This is a genomic window from Ancylomarina subtilis, assembly GCF_004217115.1.
GTDB lineage: Bacteria > Bacteroidota > Bacteroidia > Bacteroidales > Marinifilaceae > Ancylomarina > Ancylomarina subtilis.
This window is the reverse complement of record NZ_SHKN01000001.1, coordinates 2,366,289-2,388,992: the sequence shown is the minus strand read 5'-3', so window position 1 is coordinate 2,388,992 and position 22,704 is coordinate 2,366,289. Positions and strand designations below refer to the sequence as shown.

21 protein-coding genes are annotated in these 22,704 nt (G+C 35.7%); 15 read left to right on the top strand and 6 right to left on the bottom strand.

Annotated features, from left to right (window positions below; translation table 11 throughout):
• The first annotated feature begins 1 nt into the window (after position 1).
• Positions 2–391 carry an FAD synthase family protein gene (locus EV201_RS09780; RefSeq protein ID WP_130307388.1) on the top strand — a complete coding sequence of 130 codons (390 nt, stop codon included), beginning with the start codon at positions 2–4 and terminating at the stop codon, positions 389–391.
• Here EV201_RS09780 and EV201_RS09775 read toward each other — a convergent pair whose 3' ends face one another.
• Complete coding sequence (locus EV201_RS09775; RefSeq protein WP_130307387.1) at positions 392–1,861, bottom strand: lipopolysaccharide biosynthesis protein; 1,470 nt, start codon at positions 1,859–1,861, stop codon at positions 392–394. It abuts the gene before it with no gap.
• Between the two features lie 246 nt (positions 1,862–2,107).
• Here EV201_RS09775 and EV201_RS09770 point away from each other — a divergent pair, with 246 nt between their 5' ends.
• The 10 genes from EV201_RS09770 (at position 2,108) to EV201_RS09725 (ending at position 11,594) form a co-directional block, all read left to right on the top strand.
• Positions 2,108–2,980: a cell division protein FtsX gene (locus EV201_RS09770; RefSeq protein WP_130307386.1), complete on the top strand. Its 873-nt coding sequence runs from the start codon at positions 2,108–2,110 to the stop codon at positions 2,978–2,980.
• Between the two features lie 31 nt (positions 2,981–3,011).
• Positions 3,012–3,254: a DUF3098 domain-containing protein gene (locus EV201_RS09765; protein WP_129255395.1), complete on the top strand. Its 243-nt coding sequence runs from the start codon at positions 3,012–3,014 to the stop codon at positions 3,252–3,254.
• A 157-nt stretch (positions 3,255–3,411) separates the two neighbouring features.
• Positions 3,412–4,200: an undecaprenyl-diphosphate phosphatase gene (locus EV201_RS09760; protein ID WP_130307385.1), complete on the top strand. Its 789-nt coding sequence runs from the start codon at positions 3,412–3,414 to the stop codon at positions 4,198–4,200.
• Positions 4,201–4,351: 151 nt separating this feature from the next.
• Entirely contained in the window at positions 4,352–5,056 is a 705-nt protein-coding gene (truB, locus tag EV201_RS09755) for a tRNA pseudouridine(55) synthase TruB (protein WP_130307384.1), read from the top strand.
• Between the two features lie 186 nt (positions 5,057–5,242).
• Entirely contained in the window at positions 5,243–6,292 is a 1,050-nt protein-coding gene (queA, locus tag EV201_RS09750; RefSeq protein ID WP_130307383.1) for a tRNA preQ1(34) S-adenosylmethionine ribosyltransferase-isomerase QueA, read from the top strand.
• Positions 6,293–6,440: 148 nt separating this feature from the next.
• Positions 6,441–7,415 (top strand): polyprenyl synthetase family protein, encoded by a 975-nt coding sequence (locus tag EV201_RS09745; RefSeq protein ID WP_130307382.1) that lies wholly within the window; start codon positions 6,441–6,443, stop codon positions 7,413–7,415.
• 94 nt (positions 7,416–7,509) lie between these two features.
• Positions 7,510–9,021 carry a F0F1 ATP synthase subunit beta gene (atpD, locus tag EV201_RS09740; RefSeq protein ID WP_130307381.1) on the top strand — a complete coding sequence of 504 codons (1,512 nt, stop codon included), beginning with the start codon at positions 7,510–7,512 and terminating at the stop codon, positions 9,019–9,021.
• A 59-nt stretch (positions 9,022–9,080) separates the two neighbouring features.
• On the top strand, positions 9,081–9,317 hold the full coding sequence (gene atpC / locus EV201_RS09735; protein ID WP_130307380.1) for an ATP synthase F1 subunit epsilon: 237 nt from the start codon (positions 9,081–9,083) through the stop codon (positions 9,315–9,317).
• A gap of 259 nt (positions 9,318–9,576) precedes the next feature.
• A complete protein-coding gene (locus EV201_RS09730) occupies positions 9,577–10,569 on the top strand; it encodes a dihydroorotate dehydrogenase-like protein (protein WP_130307379.1) in 993 nt (330 codons plus the stop codon).
• Positions 10,570–10,748: 179 nt separating this feature from the next.
• A complete protein-coding gene (locus EV201_RS09725) occupies positions 10,749–11,594 on the top strand; it encodes a carboxypeptidase-like regulatory domain-containing protein (protein ID WP_130307378.1) in 846 nt (281 codons plus the stop codon).
• 7 nt (positions 11,595–11,601) lie between these two features.
• Here the strand turns inward: EV201_RS09725 and cls are convergent, their stop codons facing one another.
• Positions 11,602–13,068, bottom strand: coding sequence for a cardiolipin synthase (gene cls, locus EV201_RS09720; protein WP_130307377.1), 1,467 nt, complete (start codon positions 13,066–13,068; stop codon positions 11,602–11,604).
• A gap of 76 nt (positions 13,069–13,144) precedes the next feature.
• Here cls and prmC point away from each other — a divergent pair, with 76 nt between their 5' ends.
• The 4 genes from prmC (at position 13,145) to EV201_RS09700 (ending at position 16,628) form a co-directional block, all read left to right on the top strand.
• Entirely contained in the window at positions 13,145–14,005 is an 861-nt protein-coding gene (gene prmC, locus EV201_RS09715) for a peptide chain release factor N(5)-glutamine methyltransferase (RefSeq protein WP_130307376.1), read from the top strand.
• A gap of 33 nt (positions 14,006–14,038) precedes the next feature.
• On the top strand, positions 14,039–14,536 hold the full coding sequence (locus EV201_RS09710; RefSeq protein WP_130307375.1) for a regulatory protein RecX: 498 nt from the start codon (positions 14,039–14,041) through the stop codon (positions 14,534–14,536).
• 67 nt (positions 14,537–14,603) lie between these two features.
• On the top strand, positions 14,604–15,995 hold the full coding sequence (locus EV201_RS09705) for an LPP20 family lipoprotein (RefSeq protein ID WP_130307374.1): 1,392 nt from the start codon (positions 14,604–14,606) through the stop codon (positions 15,993–15,995).
• 33 nt (positions 15,996–16,028) lie between these two features.
• On the top strand, positions 16,029–16,628 hold the full coding sequence (locus EV201_RS09700; RefSeq protein ID WP_130307373.1) for a hypothetical protein: 600 nt from the start codon (positions 16,029–16,031) through the stop codon (positions 16,626–16,628).
• A gap of 70 nt (positions 16,629–16,698) precedes the next feature.
• Here the strand turns inward: EV201_RS09700 and EV201_RS09695 are convergent, their stop codons facing one another.
• The 4 genes from EV201_RS09695 to EV201_RS09680 form a co-directional block, all read right to left on the bottom strand.
• Positions 16,699–18,285, bottom strand: a complete 1,587-nt coding sequence (locus EV201_RS09695; protein WP_130307372.1) for an aspartate:alanine exchanger family transporter — start codon at positions 18,283–18,285, stop codon at positions 16,699–16,701.
• Between the two features lie 176 nt (positions 18,286–18,461).
• The gene (gene pepE / locus EV201_RS09690) at positions 18,462–19,169 is read right to left on the bottom strand and encodes a dipeptidase PepE (protein WP_130307371.1); all 708 of its coding nucleotides are present in this window, start codon (positions 19,167–19,169) and stop codon (positions 18,462–18,464) included.
• 81 nt (positions 19,170–19,250) lie between these two features.
• Entirely contained in the window at positions 19,251–21,257 is a 2,007-nt protein-coding gene (locus EV201_RS09685; protein ID WP_130307370.1) for an ATP-binding protein, read from the bottom strand.
• A gap of 229 nt (positions 21,258–21,486) precedes the next feature.
• Positions 21,487–22,560, bottom strand: coding sequence for an outer membrane beta-barrel protein (locus tag EV201_RS09680; protein ID WP_130307369.1), 1,074 nt, complete (start codon positions 22,558–22,560; stop codon positions 21,487–21,489).
• Between the last annotated feature and the right edge of the window lie 144 nt (positions 22,561–22,704).

The window sequence follows — 22,704 nt, the reverse complement described above, 5'->3', positions numbered from 1 at the left end:
TATGAGGAGAGTTATAACTTTCGGCACATTTGATTTGTTTCATATTGGACACTTACGCATACTTGAGCGTTCAAAACAGAATGGCGATTACCTGATTGTGGGTGTTTCAACAGATGCTTTGAATTATTCCAAGAAACAGAAGAATCCAATTTATTGTCAGGAAGACAGAATGGATATCATAAAGGCTTTAAAGGTTGTCGATGAGGTTTTCTTCGAGGAATCATTGGAACTGAAAGGGGAGTATATTAAAAAATATCAAGCTGATGTTTTGGTGATGGGTGACGATTGGGAAGGTCGTTTTGATATGTTTAAAGAATTATGCGAGGTCGTTTATTTACCTCGAACCCCATCTGTATCAACAACTGAAATTATCGAAATTATCAAGAAATAGTTATCGCTTGATCAGTTTCTTTGCATAGTCATTAAAATCTTTTGAAATACACAATATTAGTGATGACGCAATATAAATAAGGCTTACTATGGCTCCTCGAATAATGATATCTACAATGAAAGAATCTTGCTTGGGGAGTAAATAAGCAATATAATAGGAAAGAACCGCACAAAAAACAACCAACACATAGCGGTAATTCAGAGGCTGGAATTTATATCGTTTAAGTAAGAAGAGGTATTTCATCAGATTAAAACACAGGCTAGCTATAAACGATGCGGCCGCAGCCCCAATAATACCCCAGATTGGAATCATGATGGCATTGCTCACAACAATAAGTCCTGCATAAATAATTAGGAATAGAGATTGTTTGCGATAAGCGGGTGAATTCTGAATGACTACACCACTAATTCCGGATAGCATTAACACCACATTGGACAAGCCGATAAAGAAAACCACATATTTCCCTTCAATATATTCAGGTGTAACGATCTGAAGAACATTATCAATATTGACCCATAAACCTACAAAAAGAAGACAGGCTACCATGAATTGGTGTAAGCCGCTTTGAGCATAAGTTTTTGATATGGTTTTAAGATCCTTCTTTTTCCAGGCTTCAGCAATTATGGTGCTTGAGATTTTATTCAAACTTCGGGATGGCATTGAAACCAGAACCCCGAAATACGACATCACGGTAAATATGCCGTTGGCCCCCAAGCTTAACATCCCCACAATCATGATTTTATCAATTTGAGCAGCAATCTTATTTCCAAAGTTGTTTAGTAAACCGAACACTGATGTGTTGATCATGATTTTTTTTAGATCAGGTTTGATGAATTTTAAATTAGGTTTAAAAGAAACCTGTTTCCGTTTAATCAATACTGCAAACAACAAAACTGCAGGGAGGCAATAGGCTGAAATATAAATAAAAATCAATTGATTAAAATCAATTATTTCCTGTCCCAGGAGAAGCAAACTCACTAAAACAATCAATCTGAATACAATATCTCTAAAGAAGGTTCCTGAGATGGCATCGTACATCACCCTGTTGAAGCCATCCAAAAGGTTGAAAAAGATGCTAAAGAAAACCAAGGGAATCAGATAGAATAGGTAATCGAGATTGAATGAAGAGTCTGAGTTAAAATAGCCGGGAGCAAATGGTGTTAAAGCAAAATAGGCAATAAGCGAAAGGGCAAAGCCCAGGATTCCAACACAGAAAAGAATAAACATGAAGCCATTGTGTTGGTTTTCCTTATTTCGAAAATAGGGAAACAAACGAGATATAACTGCCCCAAAACCTAAGCTTGAAATTTGTGAAGTCATCATAGTGGCCGCAATTAACCATGTTAATAAACCAACTTCATCGGTACTGAGTAGTCGGGGGAATAGAATGGCTGTGTTGACGAGTCCTAACAGAGCTCCTGAATAGGAAAATAGCGAGCCAATAATGGTTTGTTTACGAATGATTCCCAACTTGTTTTTTCTTTAGTGTGCGGTATAACTAATCAAAAGTAATAAAACTAATCAGAAATTTAATGATGAATGTGAGAGCTTATGTTGAAATGAAATTTGATGATTCTCATTTAAGATCTGAATTCTATTCTCAAATAATTCATGAAATTATTGTCCAAATTACTCTGAACGAAGAGGGTAATTTCTGATTAAAAATTGTATTTTCGCATGTTGCCGTAAATTTACATTCACAATAAACATATTATCATGGCTCAAAGCAATAAGGCTTCGAAACGCCGTTTACGAACTTCATATTTTAGCTCTGTTATTAGTATTTCATTGGTCCTTTTTATGTTGGGACTTATGGGTTTATTGGTTTTAAATGCCAAGCAATTATCCAATTATGTGAAAGAAAATATTGGGTTATCAGTTGTTTTAAAAGATAATGTGAAGGAAGTTGAAATTCGTCGTTTACAGAAATTCCTGGATGCGAGTTCATTTGTAAAGTCAACAAAATTTATCGATAAAGAAACGGCGGCTAAGGAATTACAGAAGGATTTGGGTGAAGATTTTGTTTCATTTTTAGGTTACAACCCTTTATTGGCAACAATCGATGTGAAATTGTATGCCGATTATGCAAATCCTGAGAGTATTGCCAAAATAGAAAAGAAGCTTGCTAAATATGACGAAATTCAAGAGATTTATTACCAGAAATCCCTTGTGCATTTGGTCAACGAGAATGTAAAGAAAATCAGCTTAATTCTCCTGGCCTTTAGTGGCTTGCTCTTTTTGATTTCGGTGACTCTGATCAATAATACCATTCGTCTGTCGATTTATTCACATCGAATGTTGATTAAGACCATGCAATTGGTTGGTGCTACTCGTGGTTTTATTCGTCGACCATTTATGGGCCGTAGTTTCTGGCATGGTGTTTTGGGAGCGATAATCGCCAATTTACTTTTGACGGGAGTTATTTATTTATCTCAAAGAGAGTTGCGGGATGTTATTGCTTTCGAAAATGTTGAAGTATTAGGCTTGTTATTTATAATGATTGTTTTAATTGGAATCGTGATCACTTGGATTTCAACCTTTTTAGCAGTCAACAAATTTTTAAGAATTGATACCAGGCATCTGTATTAATTAAAGTATAGGATTAAAATTTTTTTAATATATGAACAAGAACGACAAGAAACTCGAATTTGCTTTGGCAAAAGAGAACTATAAGTTATTACTGATTGGTTTTGCTATTATTATCATTGGGTTTATGCTGATGATGGGTGGGGGATCAGACGATCCAACTGTTTTTGATGAGGATATCTTTAGTTTTCGCAGAATTACTTTGGCTCCTATGGTTGTTCTTTTCGGATTTGCTTTCGAAATTTATGCGATCATGAAACGACCTAAGGAAAAGTAAGAAACCGAAAGAAATTTTAAATAAACTGATTTACCGTTTCCATTCATTTGGTTGCGGTATCATTTTGTTTGTGGGTAATGAGAAGTCAAACTTCTTTATAAAGTAATAAACTAGAACCCTTTATTTACGAAGGAGGGTTAAGACTTAAATCAAAACAATGGATTGGATAGAAGCACTGATATTAGGATTAGTTCAAGGATTAACTGAATTTTTACCCGTTAGCTCCAGTGGTCACCTCGAGATAGGTAAGGCTCTTTTGGGTGTTAACGCAGAGGATAATTTAAGATTTACGGTTGTGGTTCATGGTGCAACTGTGCTGAGTACACTTATCGTATTTCGAAAAGATATTTTGGCCCTGATTCAAGGCTTGTTTGAATTCAAATGGAACGAATCAACACAATATGTTGCAAAAATTGCATTTTCGATGATTCCGATTGCCATTGTTGGACTCTTCTTTAAAGATCAGGTTGAAGAACTTTTTAATACCAATAAGATTCTATTATTGGTCGGTTTTATGCTTTTGATTACAGCAGCACTTTTGGCTTTTACCTATTACGCTAAACAAAAAGAAAAGGATATTAGTTTTCGTGATGCTTTAATTATTGGTGTCGCACAAACCTGTGCTGTTCTTCCAGGCGTTTCACGATCAGGATCAACCATTGCAACAGGTTTGCTTTTGGGGAATAAAAAAGCTGAAGTTGCCAAATTCTCTTTTCTTATGGTCTTGGTTCCTATCATTGGAGAAAATATTTTAGACTTATTTAAGTCAGATGTTTCACAAGCAGCCAGCATGGATGTATCCGTCTTGCTTGTTGGGTTTATTGCCGCTTTTGTTTCAGGCTTATTAGCCTGTAGCTGGATGATTAAGTTGGTGAAAAAAGGGAAGCTTATTTATTTTGCAATCTATTGTCTTATTATCGGACTTATTGCCATTTTTGTATCCTAATAAATAACAAATCGATGTAGAAGTTTAATAAAACTCATCACGAAAATATAAAGCTCCTGGAAAATCAAAATTCCAGGAGCTTAGTTTTAGTATAAATGATGGATATTTATTAAATTAGGAAATCACATACAATTACATGTTTTAATAGAGTATGATTAAATACGAGGTAGATCAGGATTTCCAGAGTGGAGCCTTTATTCTTTTGAATAAGCCTTACGAATGGACATCTTTTGATTTGGTGAACAAGGCCAAGTTTAAGATTAAGCATAAATACAACCTGAAGAAGATAAAAGTGGGGCACGCGGGTACGCTTGATCCTTTGGCCACAGGTTTAATGATTGTTTGTACAGGTAAGTATACCAAGAAAATCGATACTTATCAGGCTCAGGTGAAAGAGTATATTGCAACGCTTAAATTGGGGGCTACAACACCTTCATTCGATCTTGAAACAGAAATTGATGCAACTTATCCAACAGAACATATTAGCAGAGAACTTGTTGATGAAACACTAAAAGGTTTTATTGGAGAGATAAGACAGCGTCCACCCGCTTATTCGGCAATTAAAATTGATGGGAAAAGAGCTTACGAATATGCACGCAAGGGACAAGACGTTGAAATTAAAGAGAAGATTCTTGTTATTGATGAGATTGAAGTTCTAAGCTTTGATAATGATGTCTTAAAAATAAGGGTGGTTTGTAGTAAGGGAACCTATATTCGAGCTTTGGCTCGTGATATTGGTCAACGCTTGAATTCGGGAGCGCATCTTATTGCTTTAGAGCGAACTCGTATAGGTGAATATCGAAAAGATCAGGCACTTGAAATAGAAGAATTTATAAGTTATTTAGAGAATTTATAACTATCTTGCAGCCATTTTCATTAAGATTTCACTGTTGAGAATAAGTGCACTTGTGTTAACTCGCTGGATGTGAGTTGAGAAGCTTGTGTGATTGTTTTGTGCAATTAAATTGATTCTTATTAGTCCATATAATTTTGGGTTCGTTTGAACTCATATCTATCATCAAAAATATCAAAAGTCAGCCTTATGAAGTTATCTAAGTTTAAGTTTAATTTACCTCAAGAACTTATTGCTTTACATCCTGCCTACAATCGTGACGAGTCTCGATTGATGGTACTTCACAAAGATACCGGAGAGATTGAGCACCGTATTTTTAAAGATGTTATCGAGTATTTCGATGATAAAGATGTGATGGTATTTAATAATACCAAGGTTTTTCCTGCCCGTTTATACGGAAACAAAGAAAAAACTGGAGCTGAAATCGAAGTATTCTTATTGCGCGAATTAAATCGTGAACAAAGACTATGGGATGTTTTAGTTGATCCTGCTCGTAAAATTCGTATTGGGAACAAGTTGTATTTTGGTGATGATGATTTGTTAGTTGCTGAGGTAATTGATAATACAACATCACGAGGAAGAACTCTTCGTTTCTTATTCGATGGGCCATACGATGAGTTTAAAGAAGCCTTGTACAGTTTGGGTGAAACACCGCTACCAAAGTTTATCAACCGCGAAGTTGAAGCTGAAGATGCTGAGCGTTTTCAAACTATTTTTGCTAAGCACGAGGGTGCCGTTGCTGCTCCAACTGCCGGGATGCACTTTAGCCGTGAGTTGATGAAGCGTCTTGAAATTAAAGGAATCGATTTTGCTGAAATTACACTTCATGTTGGTTTGGGTAATTTTAGAGATGTTGACGTTGAAGATTTGACCAAACATAGAATGGATTCTGAGCAAATCTTTATTGACGATAAGGCTGTTGAAATTGTGAACCGAGCAAAAGAAGGAAAACATAAGGTTTGTGCCGTAGGTACAACTGTTGTTCGTACGCTTGAAAGTTCAGTTTCAACAATGGGAACACTTAAGCCGTTTGAAGGATGGACAAATAAATTTTTATTCCCTCCTTATGATTTCAGCATTCCTGATGCAATGATTTCGAACTTCCACTTGCCATATTCAACACTAATGATGATGGTTGCTGCTTTTGGTGGTTACGATAAAGTAATGGAATGCTACCAAATTGCAATTAAAGAGAAATACCGTTTCGGAACATATGGTGATGCCATTTTGATTATCTGATAAATGGTAATCGAATAATAATATTATAGAAACCACTCCAATTTTTGGGGTGGTTTTTTGTGTTTAAGAATTTATAAACGAGAGTTAATGCTCTATATTTTTTTTCTATTTTAGTGCATTCTAAAAATTGAATCATAACTCAACTCACATGTACACTTTCAACGAACTTCAAACTCAGATTCAGGATAGAATTGATACTTTGGAGTTTTCTACCCCTCCCGAAGGCCTTTTTGAGCCAATGAAATACATCCTCTCGATTGGGGGTAAACGCCTGCGTCCAATTTTGGTTTTAATGGCGGCTAATCTTTATAAGAATGACCTTGAAAAGATTTATTTGCCTGCAATTGGGATTGAAGTTTTCCATAATTTCACACTTCTGCATGATGATGTGATGGATAATGCGCCAATCAGGAGAAACATGTCCACCGTTCACGAAAAGTGGAATTCCAATGTGGCTATTCTTTCTGGAGACGCCATGTCTATCAAAGCATATCAATTTATAGTGAGTTGCGAAAATCAGCACTTGCGTTCAGTTCTTGAGGTTTTCAACCAAACAGCTCTTGAGGTCTGTGAAGGACAACAGTTCGACATGGAGTTCGAGGATAGAACAGATGTACGCGTTGAAGAGTATTTGAATATGATTCGTCTTAAGACAGCAGTTCTTTTGGGAGGAAGTCTTAAAATGGGTGCCATTATGGGAAATGCGGATGCGGATGACGCAGAAGCATTGTATCAGTTTGGCTTGAATTTAGGAATGGCATTCCAACTTCAGGATGACATGTTGGATACCTTTGGTGATGAAGCTGTTTTTGGAAAGAAAATCGGAGGTGATATTCTTTGCAACAAGAAAACGTTTCTGTTGATCAAAGCTCAAGAATTGGCCAATGCCAAAACGAAAGCCGAGTTGTTACAATGGATGAGCTTGGAAGATTACAATCCGGAAGAAAAAATTACAGCTGTCAAAAATATTTATGAAGAGTTAAATGTGCGTGATTTGGCCCAAATTGAAATCGATAAATATTTTGAGTTATGCTTAGATTACCTGGCGTCGGTAAAGGTTGATGAAGAGAAAAAAGAGAACCTGACTTTGCTGGTAAAGCGTCTGATAAATCGTTCCGTTTAAGATTATTAAAAATATAAGATAAATTCATCCTTTTTGAGGAAAAATGCTAAATTTGTCATCACACGATAATGAATGTTCCAATAAAATAAATGCAATGTCACAAAATATTGGCAAAATAGTTCAGGTAATCGGTCCTGTAATCGATGTTAGTTTCGAATTGGAGGGTACTGCACTTCCTGAAATCTACGACTCATTAGAGGTCGTAATTGAAAATGGTAAAAATTTAGTTGTTGAGTGTCAACAGCACATTGGTGAGAATACGGTTCGTGCTATCGCGATGGATTCGACTGATGGCTTGAGAAGGGGTATGGATGTTATTGCAACAGGATCTCCTATTATTATGCCAGCTGGTGATAAGATAAAAGGGCGTCTTTTGAATGTGGTGGGTGAAACCATTGATGGAATTGAAGAGGTTGATAAAATAGGCGGATATCCTATCCATAGAACACCACCTCATTTCGATGAGTTAAAAACTGAATCTGAAGTCTTTTATACAGGGATTAAGGTTATTGACCTTATTGAACCGTATGCCAAAGGGGGTAAGATTGGTTTGTTTGGAGGTGCCGGTGTTGGTAAAACCGTTTTGATTCAGGAATTGATTAATAATATTGCAATCGGACAAGATGGTTTGTCTGTTTTTGCAGGTGTAGGTGAGCGTACCCGTGAAGGGAATGATTTGCTTCGTGAAATGATCGAATCAAAGGTTATTCGTTATGGCGATGAGTTTGAGAAAGACATGGAAAAAGGTGGATGGGATTTATCTAAAGTGGATAAAGAAGCTTTAGACAAGTCACAGGTATCCTTGGTCTTTGGTCAGATGAATGAGCCTCCTGGGGCCCGTGCTCGTGTTGCCCTTTCAGGATTGACCGTTGCAGAGAGTTTGCGTGATGGTGATGAGAAATCAGGTGGACGTGATATTCTTTTCTTTGTTGATAATATTTTCCGTTTTACTCAGGCAGGATCTGAGGTGTCAGCACTTCTTGGTCGTATGCCTTCTGCGGTAGGTTATCAGCCTACTCTTTCTACAGAGATGGGTACAATGCAAGAGCGTATTACTTCAACGCAGCGAGGTTCTATTACATCGGTACAAGCGGTATATGTTCCCGCTGATGACTTGACTGACCCTGCTCCGGCAACAACCTTTGCCCACTTGGATGCAACAACAGTATTGAATCGTAAGATTGCTGAGTTAGGTATTTATCCTGCAGTAGATCCTCTTGATTCAACATCTCGAATTTTGACTCGTGATGTCGTTGGTGATGCTCACTACGATTGTGCTCAGAATGTAAAAGAGTTGCTGCAGCGTTATAAGGAACTTCAGGATATTATTGCCATTCTTGGGATGGAAGAACTTTCTGATGAGGATAAATTGGTTGTACATCGCGCGCGTCGTGTTCAGCGTTTCTTATCTCAACCTTTCCATGTTGCAGAACAATTTACAGGATTGAAAGGCTGTTTGGTTCCAATTGAGGAAACAATTAAAGGTTTCAACATGATTATGAATGGTGAAGTTGATAAGTATCCTGAGGCAGCATTTAATCTTGTGGGTAATATTGAGGAAGCTATTGAAAAAGGTGAAAAATTATTAGCAGAAGCTGAGGCTTAAATACAGAAGTGTTTTAAGTACTTTCAAATTTAGGTACTTGTAACTTTAAATTGATAAAAATGCTTTTAGAAATTGTAACCCCTGAGAAGAAAATGTTTTCAGGAGAAGTTGATCTTGTTCAATTACCCGGGATAAATGGCTCTTTCGAGATTCTTAAGAATCATGCTCCAATTATCTCAACTCTCGACCGTGGTGTTATTAAAATTAAGACTGCAGATGGGCAAATAGAATTGTTCGAAGTTGATGGTGGCGTTGTTGAATGTAAAAAGAATACTGTGACTGTTTTGGCTGATTAGGGCTGAGATTTTATAATATTAAAAAAGGCTTGTCGTTTTTCGACAAGCCTTTTTTCTTAGCTATGGATTTGAGTATGAATTACTGATTTGGATTAACTATATTTATATAAAGATTATCGATTTGAAATATAGATTGTTCTGAGTTAAATTTGTTTATCAAGCTTTTCAGATCATCTCATTTATGTGTTTGATGAATTGAAAAATGATCAATCAATAAAAACAAAATCCAAACAATAAACATCTACTAAAACAAAATCTTATGCTAAACTTAAGTACAAATTATCTAGGATTAGAATTAAAAAACCCAATTATTGTTGCCAGTTCAGGTCTTACTGATTCTGTAGAAAAAATCAAGGAACTTGAAGAAAACGGAGCAGCAGCGGTTGTTCTTAAGTCAATCTTCGAAGAGGAGATTGTAATGGAGATGGATGAGAAAATGTTGAATATGACAAGTCGTCCATATGTCTATCCTGAAACATTTGATTACATGAACGAAGAGCCTGAGGAGGACATCGTTCGAAAATATTTGCGCTTAATTAAGGAGGCAAAGGAAGCCGTATCTATTCCAATTATCGCAAGTGTGAATTGTGTGAGTTCTCAGAAATGGACTTACCTGGCTCGTGAAATTGAAAAAGCCGGGGCAGACGCCTTAGAAATTAATTTCTTTGTTTTACCAACAGATATGAATCGTTCGGTTGATGAGAATGAAAATATTTATTACGAGGTTTTAAAAGTTGTTAAGGAACAAGTTGCTTTACCTGTATCGTTAAAAATAAGTCCTTATCATTCCAACTTAGCTCATATGGTTAAGAAATTAGATGATTCCGGAGCTGATGGTATTGTGATGTTTAATCGTTTTTATAGTCCTGATATCGATATTCATAATCTGACATTAAACACGGGACAGGTTTTATCAGGAGCTGACGATTTTAAAAATACATTGAGATGGGTGGGTATTCTTCGTGATCGAATCAACTGCTCAATTGCTTCTACTACTGGTCTTCACTCTTCAGAAAGTATTATTAAGCAATTATTGGCGGGTGCTGATGCTGTACAATTGGCTTCAATCATTTATAAAGAGGGACCTGGTTATATTGATATTCTGACTAAAGAAATTTATTCATGGATGGAAGAACAAGGTTTTGAAAGTCTGAAAGATTTCCATGGGAAGTTAAGCCAGGATAAATCAAACGATCCGGCTGCTTTTGAAAGGGTGCAGTTTATGAAACATTTTAGAAATTTTGTGATGTAATAATTATAGAATAAACATTTTCTAAAACCGAATTGGATGATTCCAATTCGGTTTTTTTGTTTTTTCCCTTTCAGTTATTCGATATTTTAAGGGAGGTTAATCTCTGTTAAAAAATGTAATAAGTTAAAAATCTATCCTTTTCATATGATATCTTTAGCTGTCACTAAAAGAAACTAGCCTTGAAATCGATTCATATTGTCCTCATATGTTTAAGCTGCTTTGTGCTGCTGCCCTTTATTTCCAATGCGCAAAATTCAGAAAAAGGTGAGAGCTTCATTCTTTCAGGTAAGGTGATTGATGCGGCAACACTTGAAGGTATCCCATATTCTCATATTAAAATTGACGATACATACTGGGGCGTTATCTGCGATAGTCTGGGTTTCTTTAAAGTTCAAATTAAGCCCAATCAAAGTTTAAAGGTATCATCCTTGGGATTTGCTGAACAAATAATTCCTGTAACCTCTGAGATAACAGATGGTACAGCATTTCAGGAGTTGCAATTGAACAGGACTTCGTATATGCTCGAAGAAGTTGATATTTATTCATTAGGAACCTGGAGTCAGTTTAAAGAGAATTTTGTGAATATGGAGTTGCCTGAAGAAAAGAATGTAACGGGAGGTTGGGACTTTGGTAATATGAAGCAATATATGCAGGCAGCTTTAGCTATGGATAGACCAGGTGTTGGAGTAGGCATATCTATTAATCGAAAGTTTAAAGATAGAAAGCAAAGAGAACATGTTGCTAAATTAAAATTAACAGAGGGTAAGATCAATATATTGAAAACCAAGTTTAATAAACAATTGGTGCAGGATATTACCGGTGAAACAGGAGAAAGACTTAATGCTCTTATGGTTTATATAAACGAAAGGGAACACTTTACCTATCAAACTCGTGATATTTATATCGCTCAAAGAATAAAAGCTCTGTATGATACTTTTGCTATGGAATATGTTGATGGGGAATACGAGTATGCTCTGGATGATAGCACAAAGACGCTGAGAAATCACCTTCGTCCTGGAAATTAGGCGTATCTTATAATAGAGGCGTGAAAACCCTTGCCAGAGATTCCTTCAGTTTTTGACTCTTAGATCGCATTTGCCAGCTTAGTAGATCTATCTCTTCACTATCTTCTAAATCTTTTAAGAAACGGGCTCTAAGCTCTAATGTGATTGTTTCATCGTAGACAAGCGCATTGACTTCAAAGTTTTGCTCAAAGCTTCTGATATCCATATTGGCTGTTCCAACTGTTGATATCACACCATCTACCATCATAATTTTACTGTGGTTAAAGCCTTTTTTGTAGAAGTAGATTTTAACGCCGGCTTCCAATAATTCTTCAATATAAGATAGAGTGCCATAAAAGGTCATTGTTGAATCAGATTTCTTAGGTATTAAAACCTTTATATCAACTCCACTCATTGCAGCTGTTTTTAAAGCCATCAAGAGACTACCGTTGGGCATGAAGTAGGGCGAAGAGATATATACATTTTGTTTAGCAGAGGTGATCGCCGAGAAATAAGCCTGTAAAATACTTGCCCAATCAGAGTCGGCTCCTGAGGATACAATTTGTAAAAGACAGTGCTCTTTGACCTTAAAATAAGGACGATATTTTTTGTCAAGAAGAACCTCCTGACGAACAAAATACCAATCGATTAAGAAAACAATTTGCAAACTACTTGCTGCCTCGCCAATAATTTTTAGGTGAGTGTCGCGCCAGATGCCTATTTTCGGAATTCCATTTTTATACCGATCAGCAAAGTTCAAACCACCAACAAATGCGGTCTTTCCATCAACAACTATAATTTTTCTATGATTACGATAATTGATTCGATTGGTTAGAATTGGAAAGCGAACCGGTAAGAAAGCATGAATTTTCACACCCACTTTTCTCAAGCTATCAATATAATCCTGACTGAGTTTCCAACTGCCAACTCCATCGTATATAATTCGAATTTCAACACCTGCTTTGGCACGATCTATTAGGATCGTGTGAAGTTCATTGGCTAATTCACCATCTTCTATAATGTAGTATTCCAAATGAATATGATCTTTCGCTTTACGAAGAGTTCTGAATATATCAGAAAATGTCTCTTCGCCATCATTGAGAATATGGACTTTGTTTTGTCCGGTAAGCAGGGCTTTTGAATTGTTTAGCAAAAGAGTCATGACATTTTTTTTCTCATGAATGCTCTCATCTTTTAGAAAATTACTTTTCTCAAGCTCCCCTTTTTGATTCTGACTTAAAGTTTCCAACCATTTGAGGTCACCCAGTTCTTTTAGACTAAACATTTTTTGTTTGCGATAGCTCTGGCCGAATACTAAATAGCACACCAAACCGATAACGGGTAAGAGAATAAGGACGAGAATCCAGGAGATTGTTTTTTGTGGGCTACGGTTTTCAAGTATGACAACAATAACCGTAAAGATGATTGTTAGCATGTAGATTATGCCTAATGCTCCAAAGAGATACAGCCAAATTTCATTCCAATTGAAAACCATAAGTTTAATTTATGCTAAGGTAAATCGTGAAACGCATAGACAGAAGATTTGTATATTTGTTTAAAATCTGAATCATATGAATTCCGCACATAATATTAAAAGTATTCAAAGTCTTTTTAAAGAGGAACTTAAATCGATTTATCCTCAAAGAGAAATTGAAAATATAAGTTACCTTCTTCTAGAACACTTACTAAATTACTCAAAAATTGAGATTCAATTAAATAAGAATGAAAAAATTGAACAAAATATTTTTGATCAAATCTCAAAGGCCTTAAATGAGTTGAAACAATCCGTTCCAATTCAGTATATAATTGGTGAAACAGAATTCTATGATCTTAAATTTAAGGTGAATAAACAGACTTTAATTCCCAGACAGGAAACTGAAGAACTGGTACATGCCATTATCCTTGAAAATCAGGTTGAAGCTCCAAAAATTTTGGATATTGGAACGGGTAGTGGTTGTATTCCTATTGTTTTGGCACATAATATAAACAATGCTCGTGTGAGTACGGTTGATGTATCAACAGGAGCAATTGAAAAGGCTAAAGAGAATGCTATTTTGAATGATGTTGAAATTGATTTTTATCACCGTGATTTTTTAAAATGGGAAAATTACAGATGGGATAATGATTTTGATATTATTGTGAGTAATCCACCTTATGTGAAGGAATCAGAAAAGGAGTTGATGCAGGACAATGTTCTGGCTCACGAACCTCATTCAGCCCTTTTTGTCACTGATAATGATCCACTTATTTTTTACAGGCGAATTGCCGAATTTGCTATAAATCATCTGAAAAAGGGCGGTAAACTTTATTTCGAAATTAACGAAGCTTTGGGCCAGGAAATGGTCGAACTTCAAAAATCTATGGGTTTCACATTTGTTCAACTAAGGAAAGATCTAAATGGTAGAGATCGAATGACTTCAGCAGAATGGTAATTGTCTATACCTTAAAATTTCATTTAATATCCTATGACGTATTCAGAAGATAAAAAAACGAAAGAAATTAGTTATTCTTCAGCCCTTTCTAAGATGCAATTTATTTGTAGCCGACAAGAAAAGTGCTGTTCGGATATTAGGAAAAAACTTGAGAATTGGAATTTGTCTTACGATGATCAGGATAAAATCATTCAGTCTTTGATAGATGATAAGTTTATTGATGAAAATCGATATACGGGTTTTTATGTTCGGGATAAATACAAGTTTAATAAGTGGGGACGCATTAAAATTTCGCATCATTTGAAGCAAAAGCAAATACCTGAGTCCACGATTATGGAGGCTTTTGATAGTATTTCTGAGGAAATTTATGAAGAAAACCTGGAGGATATTCTAAGTTCAAAAATGAGAAGTACGCGTGAAGAGGATCCTTATAAACTAAAAGCAAAGCTTTATCGATTTGCTCAATCAAGAGGGTTTGAGTCTAACCTGATTTTACGAAATATTGAAAAAATATTACATAAAGATGAATAATCGTTCAGTCAGTGGCATGTTTCTTGCTAGGAATTTTTACCTTTAAATTTCATCCAAACACAAAATAATGATTAAAATTTTACGCCAATTCTTTTGTCTATCTCTAATCATACTTGTTTTTTCGAGTATTAGTTATGCTGGTCGTCGTCCTCCAAAGTGGGTTAAGAACAGACCCGTTTCGTCTGAGTATTATATTGGAGTATCGGTTGTTAGTAAAGATGTAGAAAATTATATGCAACTAGCTAAAAATAAAGCTCTACAAGATTTAGCTTCTCAAATCTCCATAAATATTTCATCCAATTCAGTCCTGCATCAATTCGAAGATAACACGAGTTTCAAAGAGGAATTTGAATCTCAGGTTCGAACTTCTTTGGTTCAGGAATTGGAAGCCTATGAATTCGTTGCCTCATGGAACAACAAAAGAGGAAATGAGTATTGGGAATATTATCGATTATCGAAGAAGCAATATGCTTTATTGCAACTATTGAAGTTGAATAAGGCTAAGAAACTAGCTCAGAATTATTTTGAAGAAGCCAAGAAATATGAGGAGAAGTTGGAACTCATACAGGCGTTAAACTATTACGCTAAATCAGTTAAAGCAATAAAAAAGTATCTGGATAAAGATTTATCGGTGATGACTTTTGATGGCTCGATAAATTTAGGAACTGAGATTTATAAAAGAATCCAGAATATCTATTCAAGAACTCAATTGGTTCCCGTAAATAAGAATATTAAGATTGAAATTTCAACTTCAATTGAGGATCCTTTACTTGTGAAGGCAAATTGGGGATCTGATGAGGGTGAAAAGAAACTGGTCAACTTGCCTCTTACTTTCGACTTTGAAAGTGGTGGTGGTATATTAAATAAAAATGTCACTACCGATGCGTTAGGTTATGCTTCTTCTCACTTAACTCGTGTGACATCAAAACAGAAACTACAAAAAGTTGAAGTGTCTTTAGATCTTTCATCGATACTGAATAAGGATGATGAAGATTATAAGCTTTATCAAATTTTTCTAAGTCCAGATCTAGCCCCTAAGTGCTCAATTATTTTAAATGTAGAACGTTTGAAGGCCTATATGCTTTTTAGTGAGAAAATATTTGGGGAAGATTCCCGTAGATCTATTCTTGAGAATGCGATAAAAAAAGAATTATCCGAAAATTTCTTTTCCTTCACTAGTGATAAAGACAGTGCCAATGTCATTCTTGATGTTAAAACAAACGTCACTAAGGGAGAGATAAAAGAGGGCCGTAACTATAAGGTTCACATTGTTTATCTGGATTGTTTTTTCTCACTGAAAGATATGAAATCGGGTTTTGAGATTTTCAACGATGCAATTTATGAAGTGAAAGGGATGAAACCGGTGAGTTATAATTATGCCGTGAAAGAGGCTTATGAACAAGCTGTAGAAGAAATACACAATACCATTATACCCAAACTGAACCAGTTGGATCTATAATAGATTTTGAAAATTGAAATAAAATTGAAAACTATGAAATTGAATAATTTAAAGCAGACATTTATCCTGGGATTAGGGATAATAATGACAGCAGGATTAATATCTTGTGGTTCTAATGAAAAGTTAGTTTCAACAAAGTCACAGGGTGAAGAATTAATAGAAGTACACTGTACGGGTAGTGATTATCAGAGTGACAAAAAGCATTTTAGAGCCTCTGCAATTGGCGAAAGCTTAGATCAGATGGTATCAAAGAAAAAAGCGGGCACAAATGCACGTGCAGAGTTGGCAACTTTGGTTGCATCAACAATAAAAGGAACCATCGATAATTACGTGAATTCAACAGAACTGAATAATGTTGAACAGGTTGAAGAGCGTTATGAAGGTTTAACCCGTGAGGTTATCAATCAGCAGTTGAATAATATTAAGGTTATTTGCGAAAAGCAGACTCGTACAAGTCAAAACAAATATAAGACGTATATTGCTCTTGAAATGAGTGCTGAAGATTTAGAAAAAGCAATCGAGTTAAAATTATCTCAGGACGAAAAATTGAAAGTTGATTACGATTACAATAAGTTTAAAGAAACTTATGAAGCTGAAATGCAGAAGTTAGAAAGTAAGCAAAGAGGTTTTTAAGTTATCTTGACTGATATAACAAAAACAGCGCTTATCCATTGGGTAAGCGCTGTTTTTGTATCGTATTTCTTTAAATCATACTAATAAGCTGGACACAAACAATTAAAAAGACCATCGCAATAGGGTAAACAGTTGCGTAGGCTATAGCCTGAGCATTGGAATCTGTCATTCCATCAACGGCTGCTAAACCAGGTGTACTGGTCATGCTTCCAGTGAGTGCGCCGAGTAAGTTGAGTAAATTCATTTTCAACCAGTAGTGACCAATAAGTGTTGTGATAAGCATTGGAATAAGTGTAATGAGGATTCCAATTCCGAAAAGGAGCATGCCTGATTCCTGAAAGGTTTCAACCAGTTTCGATCCTGCACTCGTCCCTACTACAGCCAGAAACATAAGTAAGCCCAATTGGCGAAGTAATTGGTTCGCTGTACCCGACATGGTCCATAAAACAGGTCCTGTTTTGCCTATTCTGCTCAGAATAAGAGCAACCATTAAAACACCTCCCGTTAGGCCCAATGAGAATGTAAAATCATCAGAAAAAGAGATTTTAAGTTTTCCTACTAGTACCCCTAAAACAATACCTGTGGCAATAGGGAAAAAATCGGTATCGGATAATTTTTTAACATCGTTGCCAAACAGATGACGGATGTTGTTGATATTTCCGGTTCCGCAAGCTACAATTAACTTATCACCGAAACGAATTACAGATTTTGAGCTGGGTGCAATATCAATACCCGATCGTCTGATTCGTGTGATTCGGGCATTGTAGTTTGAAAGCACATTGAGTTGTCCTATAGTCTTGTTTACAACTTCTTTGTTGGTGACTAGAATCGATTCAACGACATAATCAATGCTAAGAGGAATTTCTTTCTGAGTTTCTTCTCCAATTAAGATCTTAGCTTTCTCAAGTGCTTGTTCGCTTCCAATCAGTTTAATGATATCGTTTTTGTGAAGAATAGTATTGGGACTAGGCACAATGGTTGTTCCCTCATGCATAATACGCGTGATATTGGCTTGAGTCATAGCACGAACCTTTAGTTCACGGATGCTTTTCCCAACAATCTTTTCATTCTCAACAACAAAGTTTCTATTGAATAATTCTGGATGTTTCTTTAAATCTTCGTCCTCTAACTGTTTTGCTTCTGTTTCAATATCTACACCAACCAATTTGGGGTATAGTCGAACAAATAGGATGACGCCAATAACACCAAAAGGATAAGCTATACCATAACCAATAGATGAAAGGGTTGAGTTTGTACTTTCAATAGCAGCTGCTAAGCCAGGTGTACTTGTTAATGAGCCCGTAAGCAAGCCAATAGCTATCTTAAGATCAACATTAAAAGCATAAGCCAGACCGACAGTGATTAGTGATGCACTGGAAATGAGTACGAAGGCCAAAATAATAAGCTGACGACCATTTTTTTGAAATGACTCAAAAAAACCAGGGCCTGCCTGTATACCAATGGTAAAGATAAAAAGTGTAAGTCCTATTTTTTGAATATCGATGGGAATGCTGACTCCAAAGTGCCCAAAAACCAGAGCAACAAAGATGACTGCAGATACGTCAAGGGAGATCCCTTTGATTTTAATATTCCCAATTATAAAACCGATTGCTACTATTAAAAATAGAACGAAATAACTTGATGATAATAAATCCATAGGTGCTAATAAGATGATATGTATTTTATGGCAGCAAAGTTAAAACAGTTTTTTTATAAATAAGAGACGTGTGTCCGATTTGTCGTTTAGTTCTTGTAAAGTGTCGGATGTTATAGAAAATAAAATGCGACTTCCCGATTGAGGAAGTCGCATGAATTTTGATACGAATAATTTTGTTACATTAAGAAATTGAAATCATCTGTTGCTTTTAGTTCATAGGGTTCTGAACCATTTTTGAAAATGCGACAGGCTCTATCTCCAATTAAACTGATTTTGCCATCCTCAACCAAAAACATGGTTGCTTCACGCAAACCTGCCACATACATATCAGGATTAAGAACCAGAAATTCATTGATTCGGTCTTCGCGAGTTTCTCCGCCATGTCCTTCAGGGTTTTTATCCAGATAATGAGGATTGATTTGGAAAGGAATCAGGTTTAATGCCTCAAATCCCAGAGGATCGATAATTGGCATATCGTTGGTGGTCTTAATGGTTGGACAAGTTAGATTTGAACCTGCACTCCATCCAATATACGGCACTTTATCATTTATAACTTTGTTGCGAATAGCATCGGTTAAGTTAAATTTATGAACCATGTGTAATAGGTTCCAGGTACTTCCACCACCCACAACAATTGCTTCAGCGTCCTCTACGGCTTTTATCGGATCTTCGAAATGATGAATCGATACAATATCATGTCCGATTTCGTTAAATCTATGCTTTACTTTAGCCTCATAGTCATCGAATGAAACGGTAACGCCCGCATAAGGAATGAATAGAGCTTTTACGGGTTTACTCCCTAAAAATTCTTTGATATTATTCTTGGGGTAATCTAAATATTCTTCACCAGGATTGGTTGAGTTACTAATTAAAAGAAGTCTCATTATTTTATAATTTAGTTTAAGTATTCCACAAAAACAGAATCCTATTCGTTTGTGATAAGAACAGATTCCGAAAGTCTAAATTTAAATATTTAGAAGGGAATAGCTGTCTTCTTCTTTGATTAATTCGGAGAATTTTCTTTTGGTTAAGGGGCGTCGTGGTACAGTAAAAGTAAACGTACTACCTTTATCAACTTCACTACTAACATTGAACCATCCATTATTTTTGGCAAGAAAGTCGCGGCACAGGGCTAATCCAATTCCGGTTCCCTTCTCGTTAGCCGTACCATCAGTTGTAAATCCTTTATGGATATTCTGAATTTGATCTTTACGCATACCGACACCATCATCGATAACCGATACGCTTACAAAGTGTTCTTTTACCTCTGTTCGAATTTCGATTGCTCCGCCTTTGTTAGTGAATTTGATTGCATTGGAAATGAAATTTCGAAGTACGGTATGCACCATATTTCGATCACAGAAAATATTAACCTTGTTTACTGTCGATGTAAAGAGTTTAATGGTTTTGATTTTACTCAATTCCGAAAGGAGTTCCAGATTTGAAAGTATAATTGAATCCAAGTCGACCATTTCCAAGTTTGGAGCAATTGAGTGACTCTGATTTCTAGCCCAAGCTAAAAGATTCTCAAGGAGTTCGTATGAATTGTCAGCAGAGTGGAAGAGGGATCCCAGAAATTCTTTACTTTCTTTCTCAGAAAGAACAAGGTCATCTTCAGTTAAAAGCATTCTAAGTCCATTGCTAATGTTACCAACAGACCCTCTTAGGTCGTGCGCAATCAATGAAAACATCTTATCTTTTGTTTCGTTGGCGGCTTTTAGGGCTTCTTCACTTCTTTGCAGGGCTTCTTTTTTTGCAAACATTTCTTTTGCATGCTGATCAGCCATACTTTTTTCGAGCTCAAGAATATCGCTTTGTCTTCGGTTGTTACGATAACGAATAAATAAGATGAAAATTCCGGTAATTAAAGCAAGAACAATAGATAGACTCAAAACATACTGACGAAATATCTCAACTTCTTGTTTTTGATTGTTTTCTCTTAGTTTTTGATTTTCAATCTCTTTGTTTCGTGTGGCTTGACGCACCTCCAGATCTGTAATCTTATTACTTTGCTGATCATCAATGATAGAATCTTTATAAGCTTGTGCTTTTTGATAGGTACTTAAAGCCTCAGAGTATGATTTCTTATTTGTGTAGTATTGAGATAAAAAATCATAATATGAACTATACAGTCGGTGCGACTTTAATTTTTTTGCAATATGATAGCCCTTATTTAAATGTGAAAGAGCCTTTTCATTTTCGTTATGTTTTAGGTACAACACTCCCAGATTTAATTCGAATAAACCAACATTGTAGTTTAAACTATTATCCCGATGGTAGCTAACAGCTTCTTTGTAAACCTTAATTGCTCCTAAAATATTACCTGTCTCAGTATAAAATTTACCTAAGTCGTTAAGTGCATCACAAATGAGTTCATCATCATTTATTTCTTTAGCTGATTTCAATCCCCGATCTAAATAATCTAAAGCAATATCATTTCGATTTTGGGATTTATGATACAGACCTATAAGACTCAAGCATCTTGCTAGGCCTTTTTTATCATCTAAAAGATTGAATGTTTTATATGCCTCTTGTGAGAATTTAAAGGATTTCCCATATTTCCCTAATTGATAATAGACAATCCCCAATTGAAGAGCGACTTTGGCATTCGTTTTCAGAAATTTATTTTGGTTTGAAAACCGATAGGCATCAAGAAGAGATGATAGTGATAAATCGTATTGATTGTTGATATGATAGGCACAACCCAAATAATACATGGCTTTTGCAACCTCTTTATTGTAATCGAGGTTTCTAGCCAGAGCCAGAGCTTGGTTTGATAGTTGGATGGCTTGGGGAGGGTCAATTTCCCAATAGCCTTTACTGAGTTCAAGAAAATTTTCTAACCTTTCCCGCCCAGCAGTTTGAGTACACAGTTCTGTAAGACTATCGATTTTAGATTGAGGGCCGGAAATGGCAAAACTAGTCTTAAAAATAAGACAAAAAGTAATGAATATGTAGATAATTCTTTTCACAAATAAGAATTCAGCTTTATGTTAGTTCAAACAACATCTCTTTTTTTGATCAGCTTCAGCATGAATATTGTGTTATCGATAAGATCAAGAACGAGTAGTTGAGTTTTCATGTGCAATATAAAACATTAATCCGACATTTTTTGATGTTCATCATCTTAATATGAGAATTCACAAAAAAAAGAGCGCTATACTAGTCGTAGAGCGCTCTTTGAAAGAATTTTTAATTGATCTAGAATCGAACTAATGTTAAACCGATTGTATATGGGGTCAGTTCCGGTCCTTTATTGTTTCTAAATAAATCGGTCATGCCGTAATTGGCAAAAAGATTGATGGCTCTGTAGCCTAAACGAACTTGTGCACTGTAACGAAAAGCTTGCAGATTATAATCGTCTCTGTCTTTATCTTTATGTGTGTTGCCACTTTTTTTGTATTTTATCTTTGTGTGTGTGCCTAAACGTAAACCACCAACTAAACCTGCTGACATATGTATTTTATGATCATTCTTTACCGGAATTTGAAACTCAAGCAATAATGGAACAGTTAAGTAAAGTGAAGTCAACTTTGATTTTCTCACACTCCAATCCGAATTAATAGGATTGGGATAGATTTTACCATCAATTTCTTGCAGCGTAATGTCCTGATCGAAACGGTAATTATTCCACTCTAACCCCATACCGGTAACCAGACCAATATTGGTTTTGTTTTTTTGCAAACTGATGTCGTATTGAAGGAAGTTAAGGTTTACAGCAATAGATTTTGCTAAGTTCAAATCCATAAAGTCTTTATCAGCTGTAGCGTAGCCTGAATAGTCCGAATTTGCAAAAGCATTAATCCCCATCTCAAAACCTGTCCAGTGACCTCTAAATGTTGGTTTTTTATAGGTTTTTGTTTCTTCATCCCATCGACGCACTTTCTCTATTCGGATTCGAGTCCCGTGCCAGCCATCAATGATGTTGATCTGTTTGCGACCAATTCTGATTTTTGTTGTGTCAGAATCATCTTCAAAGTCACCAATTCCTCTGACCTTTACTTTGGTTCCTTTTCCGGATTCCATCACCTGTATGAAGTCTTTATTAAGCACCTTTATATCAGTGGTGTCCTTGTAAATTGTGTTTCTCTTTTTAGATTCAGGTGCTCTGTATTCCGGTCTTTTAGCTTTTTTCTGCTTTTTGTTTGACCAATTGTCTTCAACTATAATTTTCTTTTTTTTGATACTGTCAGTTTTTAAACTGTCATTAGCAACTTGTGCCTGACTTCCTAAAGTCAGTATTAATGCAAATAATATCAGTAGGTATCTTTTCATATCGTTAAAATTTCAGTCGTTTATTTAAAAGAGAATCTAGATGTGATTCTTTTCCATCAATGGATGTTTGTTTAAATTATTAGTTTGTGATCTGATCAGATTTTAATTTATACTTTGATAAAGTTTAAAATCAATAATAAGACG

Excerpts from the sequence above, each read along its gene's own strand:
- atpD (WP_130307381.1), top strand. The coding sequence starts at position 7,510 with ATGTCACAAAATATTGGCAAAATAGTTCAGGTAATCGGTCCTGTAATC.
- EV201_RS09780 (WP_130307388.1), top strand. The coding sequence starts at position 2 with ATGAGGAGAGTTATAACTTTCGGCACATTTGATTTGTTTCATATTGGA.
- EV201_RS09680 (WP_130307369.1), bottom strand. The coding sequence starts at position 22,560 with ATGAAAAGATACCTACTGATATTATTTGCATTAATACTGACTTTAGGA.
- EV201_RS09695 (WP_130307372.1), bottom strand. The coding sequence starts at position 18,285 with ATGGATTTATTATCATCAAGTTATTTCGTTCTATTTTTAATAGTAGCA.
- EV201_RS09770 (WP_130307386.1), top strand. The coding sequence starts at position 2,108 with ATGGCTCAAAGCAATAAGGCTTCGAAACGCCGTTTACGAACTTCATAT.
- EV201_RS09710 (WP_130307375.1), top strand. The coding sequence starts at position 14,039 with ATGACGTATTCAGAAGATAAAAAAACGAAAGAAATTAGTTATTCTTCA.
- atpC (WP_130307380.1), top strand. The coding sequence starts at position 9,081 with ATGCTTTTAGAAATTGTAACCCCTGAGAAGAAAATGTTTTCAGGAGAA.
- EV201_RS09745 (WP_130307382.1), top strand. The coding sequence starts at position 6,441 with ATGTACACTTTCAACGAACTTCAAACTCAGATTCAGGATAGAATTGAT.
- truB (WP_130307384.1), top strand. The coding sequence starts at position 4,352 with ATGATTAAATACGAGGTAGATCAGGATTTCCAGAGTGGAGCCTTTATT.
- EV201_RS09760 (WP_130307385.1), top strand. The coding sequence starts at position 3,412 with ATGGATTGGATAGAAGCACTGATATTAGGATTAGTTCAAGGATTAACT.
- cls (WP_130307377.1), bottom strand. The coding sequence starts at position 13,068 with ATGGTTTTCAATTGGAATGAAATTTGGCTGTATCTCTTTGGAGCATTA.
- prmC (WP_130307376.1), top strand. The coding sequence starts at position 13,145 with ATGAATTCCGCACATAATATTAAAAGTATTCAAAGTCTTTTTAAAGAG.
- EV201_RS09765 (WP_129255395.1), top strand. The coding sequence starts at position 3,012 with ATGAACAAGAACGACAAGAAACTCGAATTTGCTTTGGCAAAAGAGAAC.
- EV201_RS09700 (WP_130307373.1), top strand. The coding sequence starts at position 16,029 with ATGAAATTGAATAATTTAAAGCAGACATTTATCCTGGGATTAGGGATA.
- EV201_RS09730 (WP_130307379.1), top strand. The coding sequence starts at position 9,577 with ATGCTAAACTTAAGTACAAATTATCTAGGATTAGAATTAAAAAACCCA.
- queA (WP_130307383.1), top strand. The coding sequence starts at position 5,243 with ATGAAGTTATCTAAGTTTAAGTTTAATTTACCTCAAGAACTTATTGCT.
- pepE (WP_130307371.1), bottom strand. The coding sequence starts at position 19,169 with ATGAGACTTCTTTTAATTAGTAACTCAACCAATCCTGGTGAAGAATAT.
- EV201_RS09705 (WP_130307374.1), top strand. The coding sequence starts at position 14,604 with ATGATTAAAATTTTACGCCAATTCTTTTGTCTATCTCTAATCATACTT.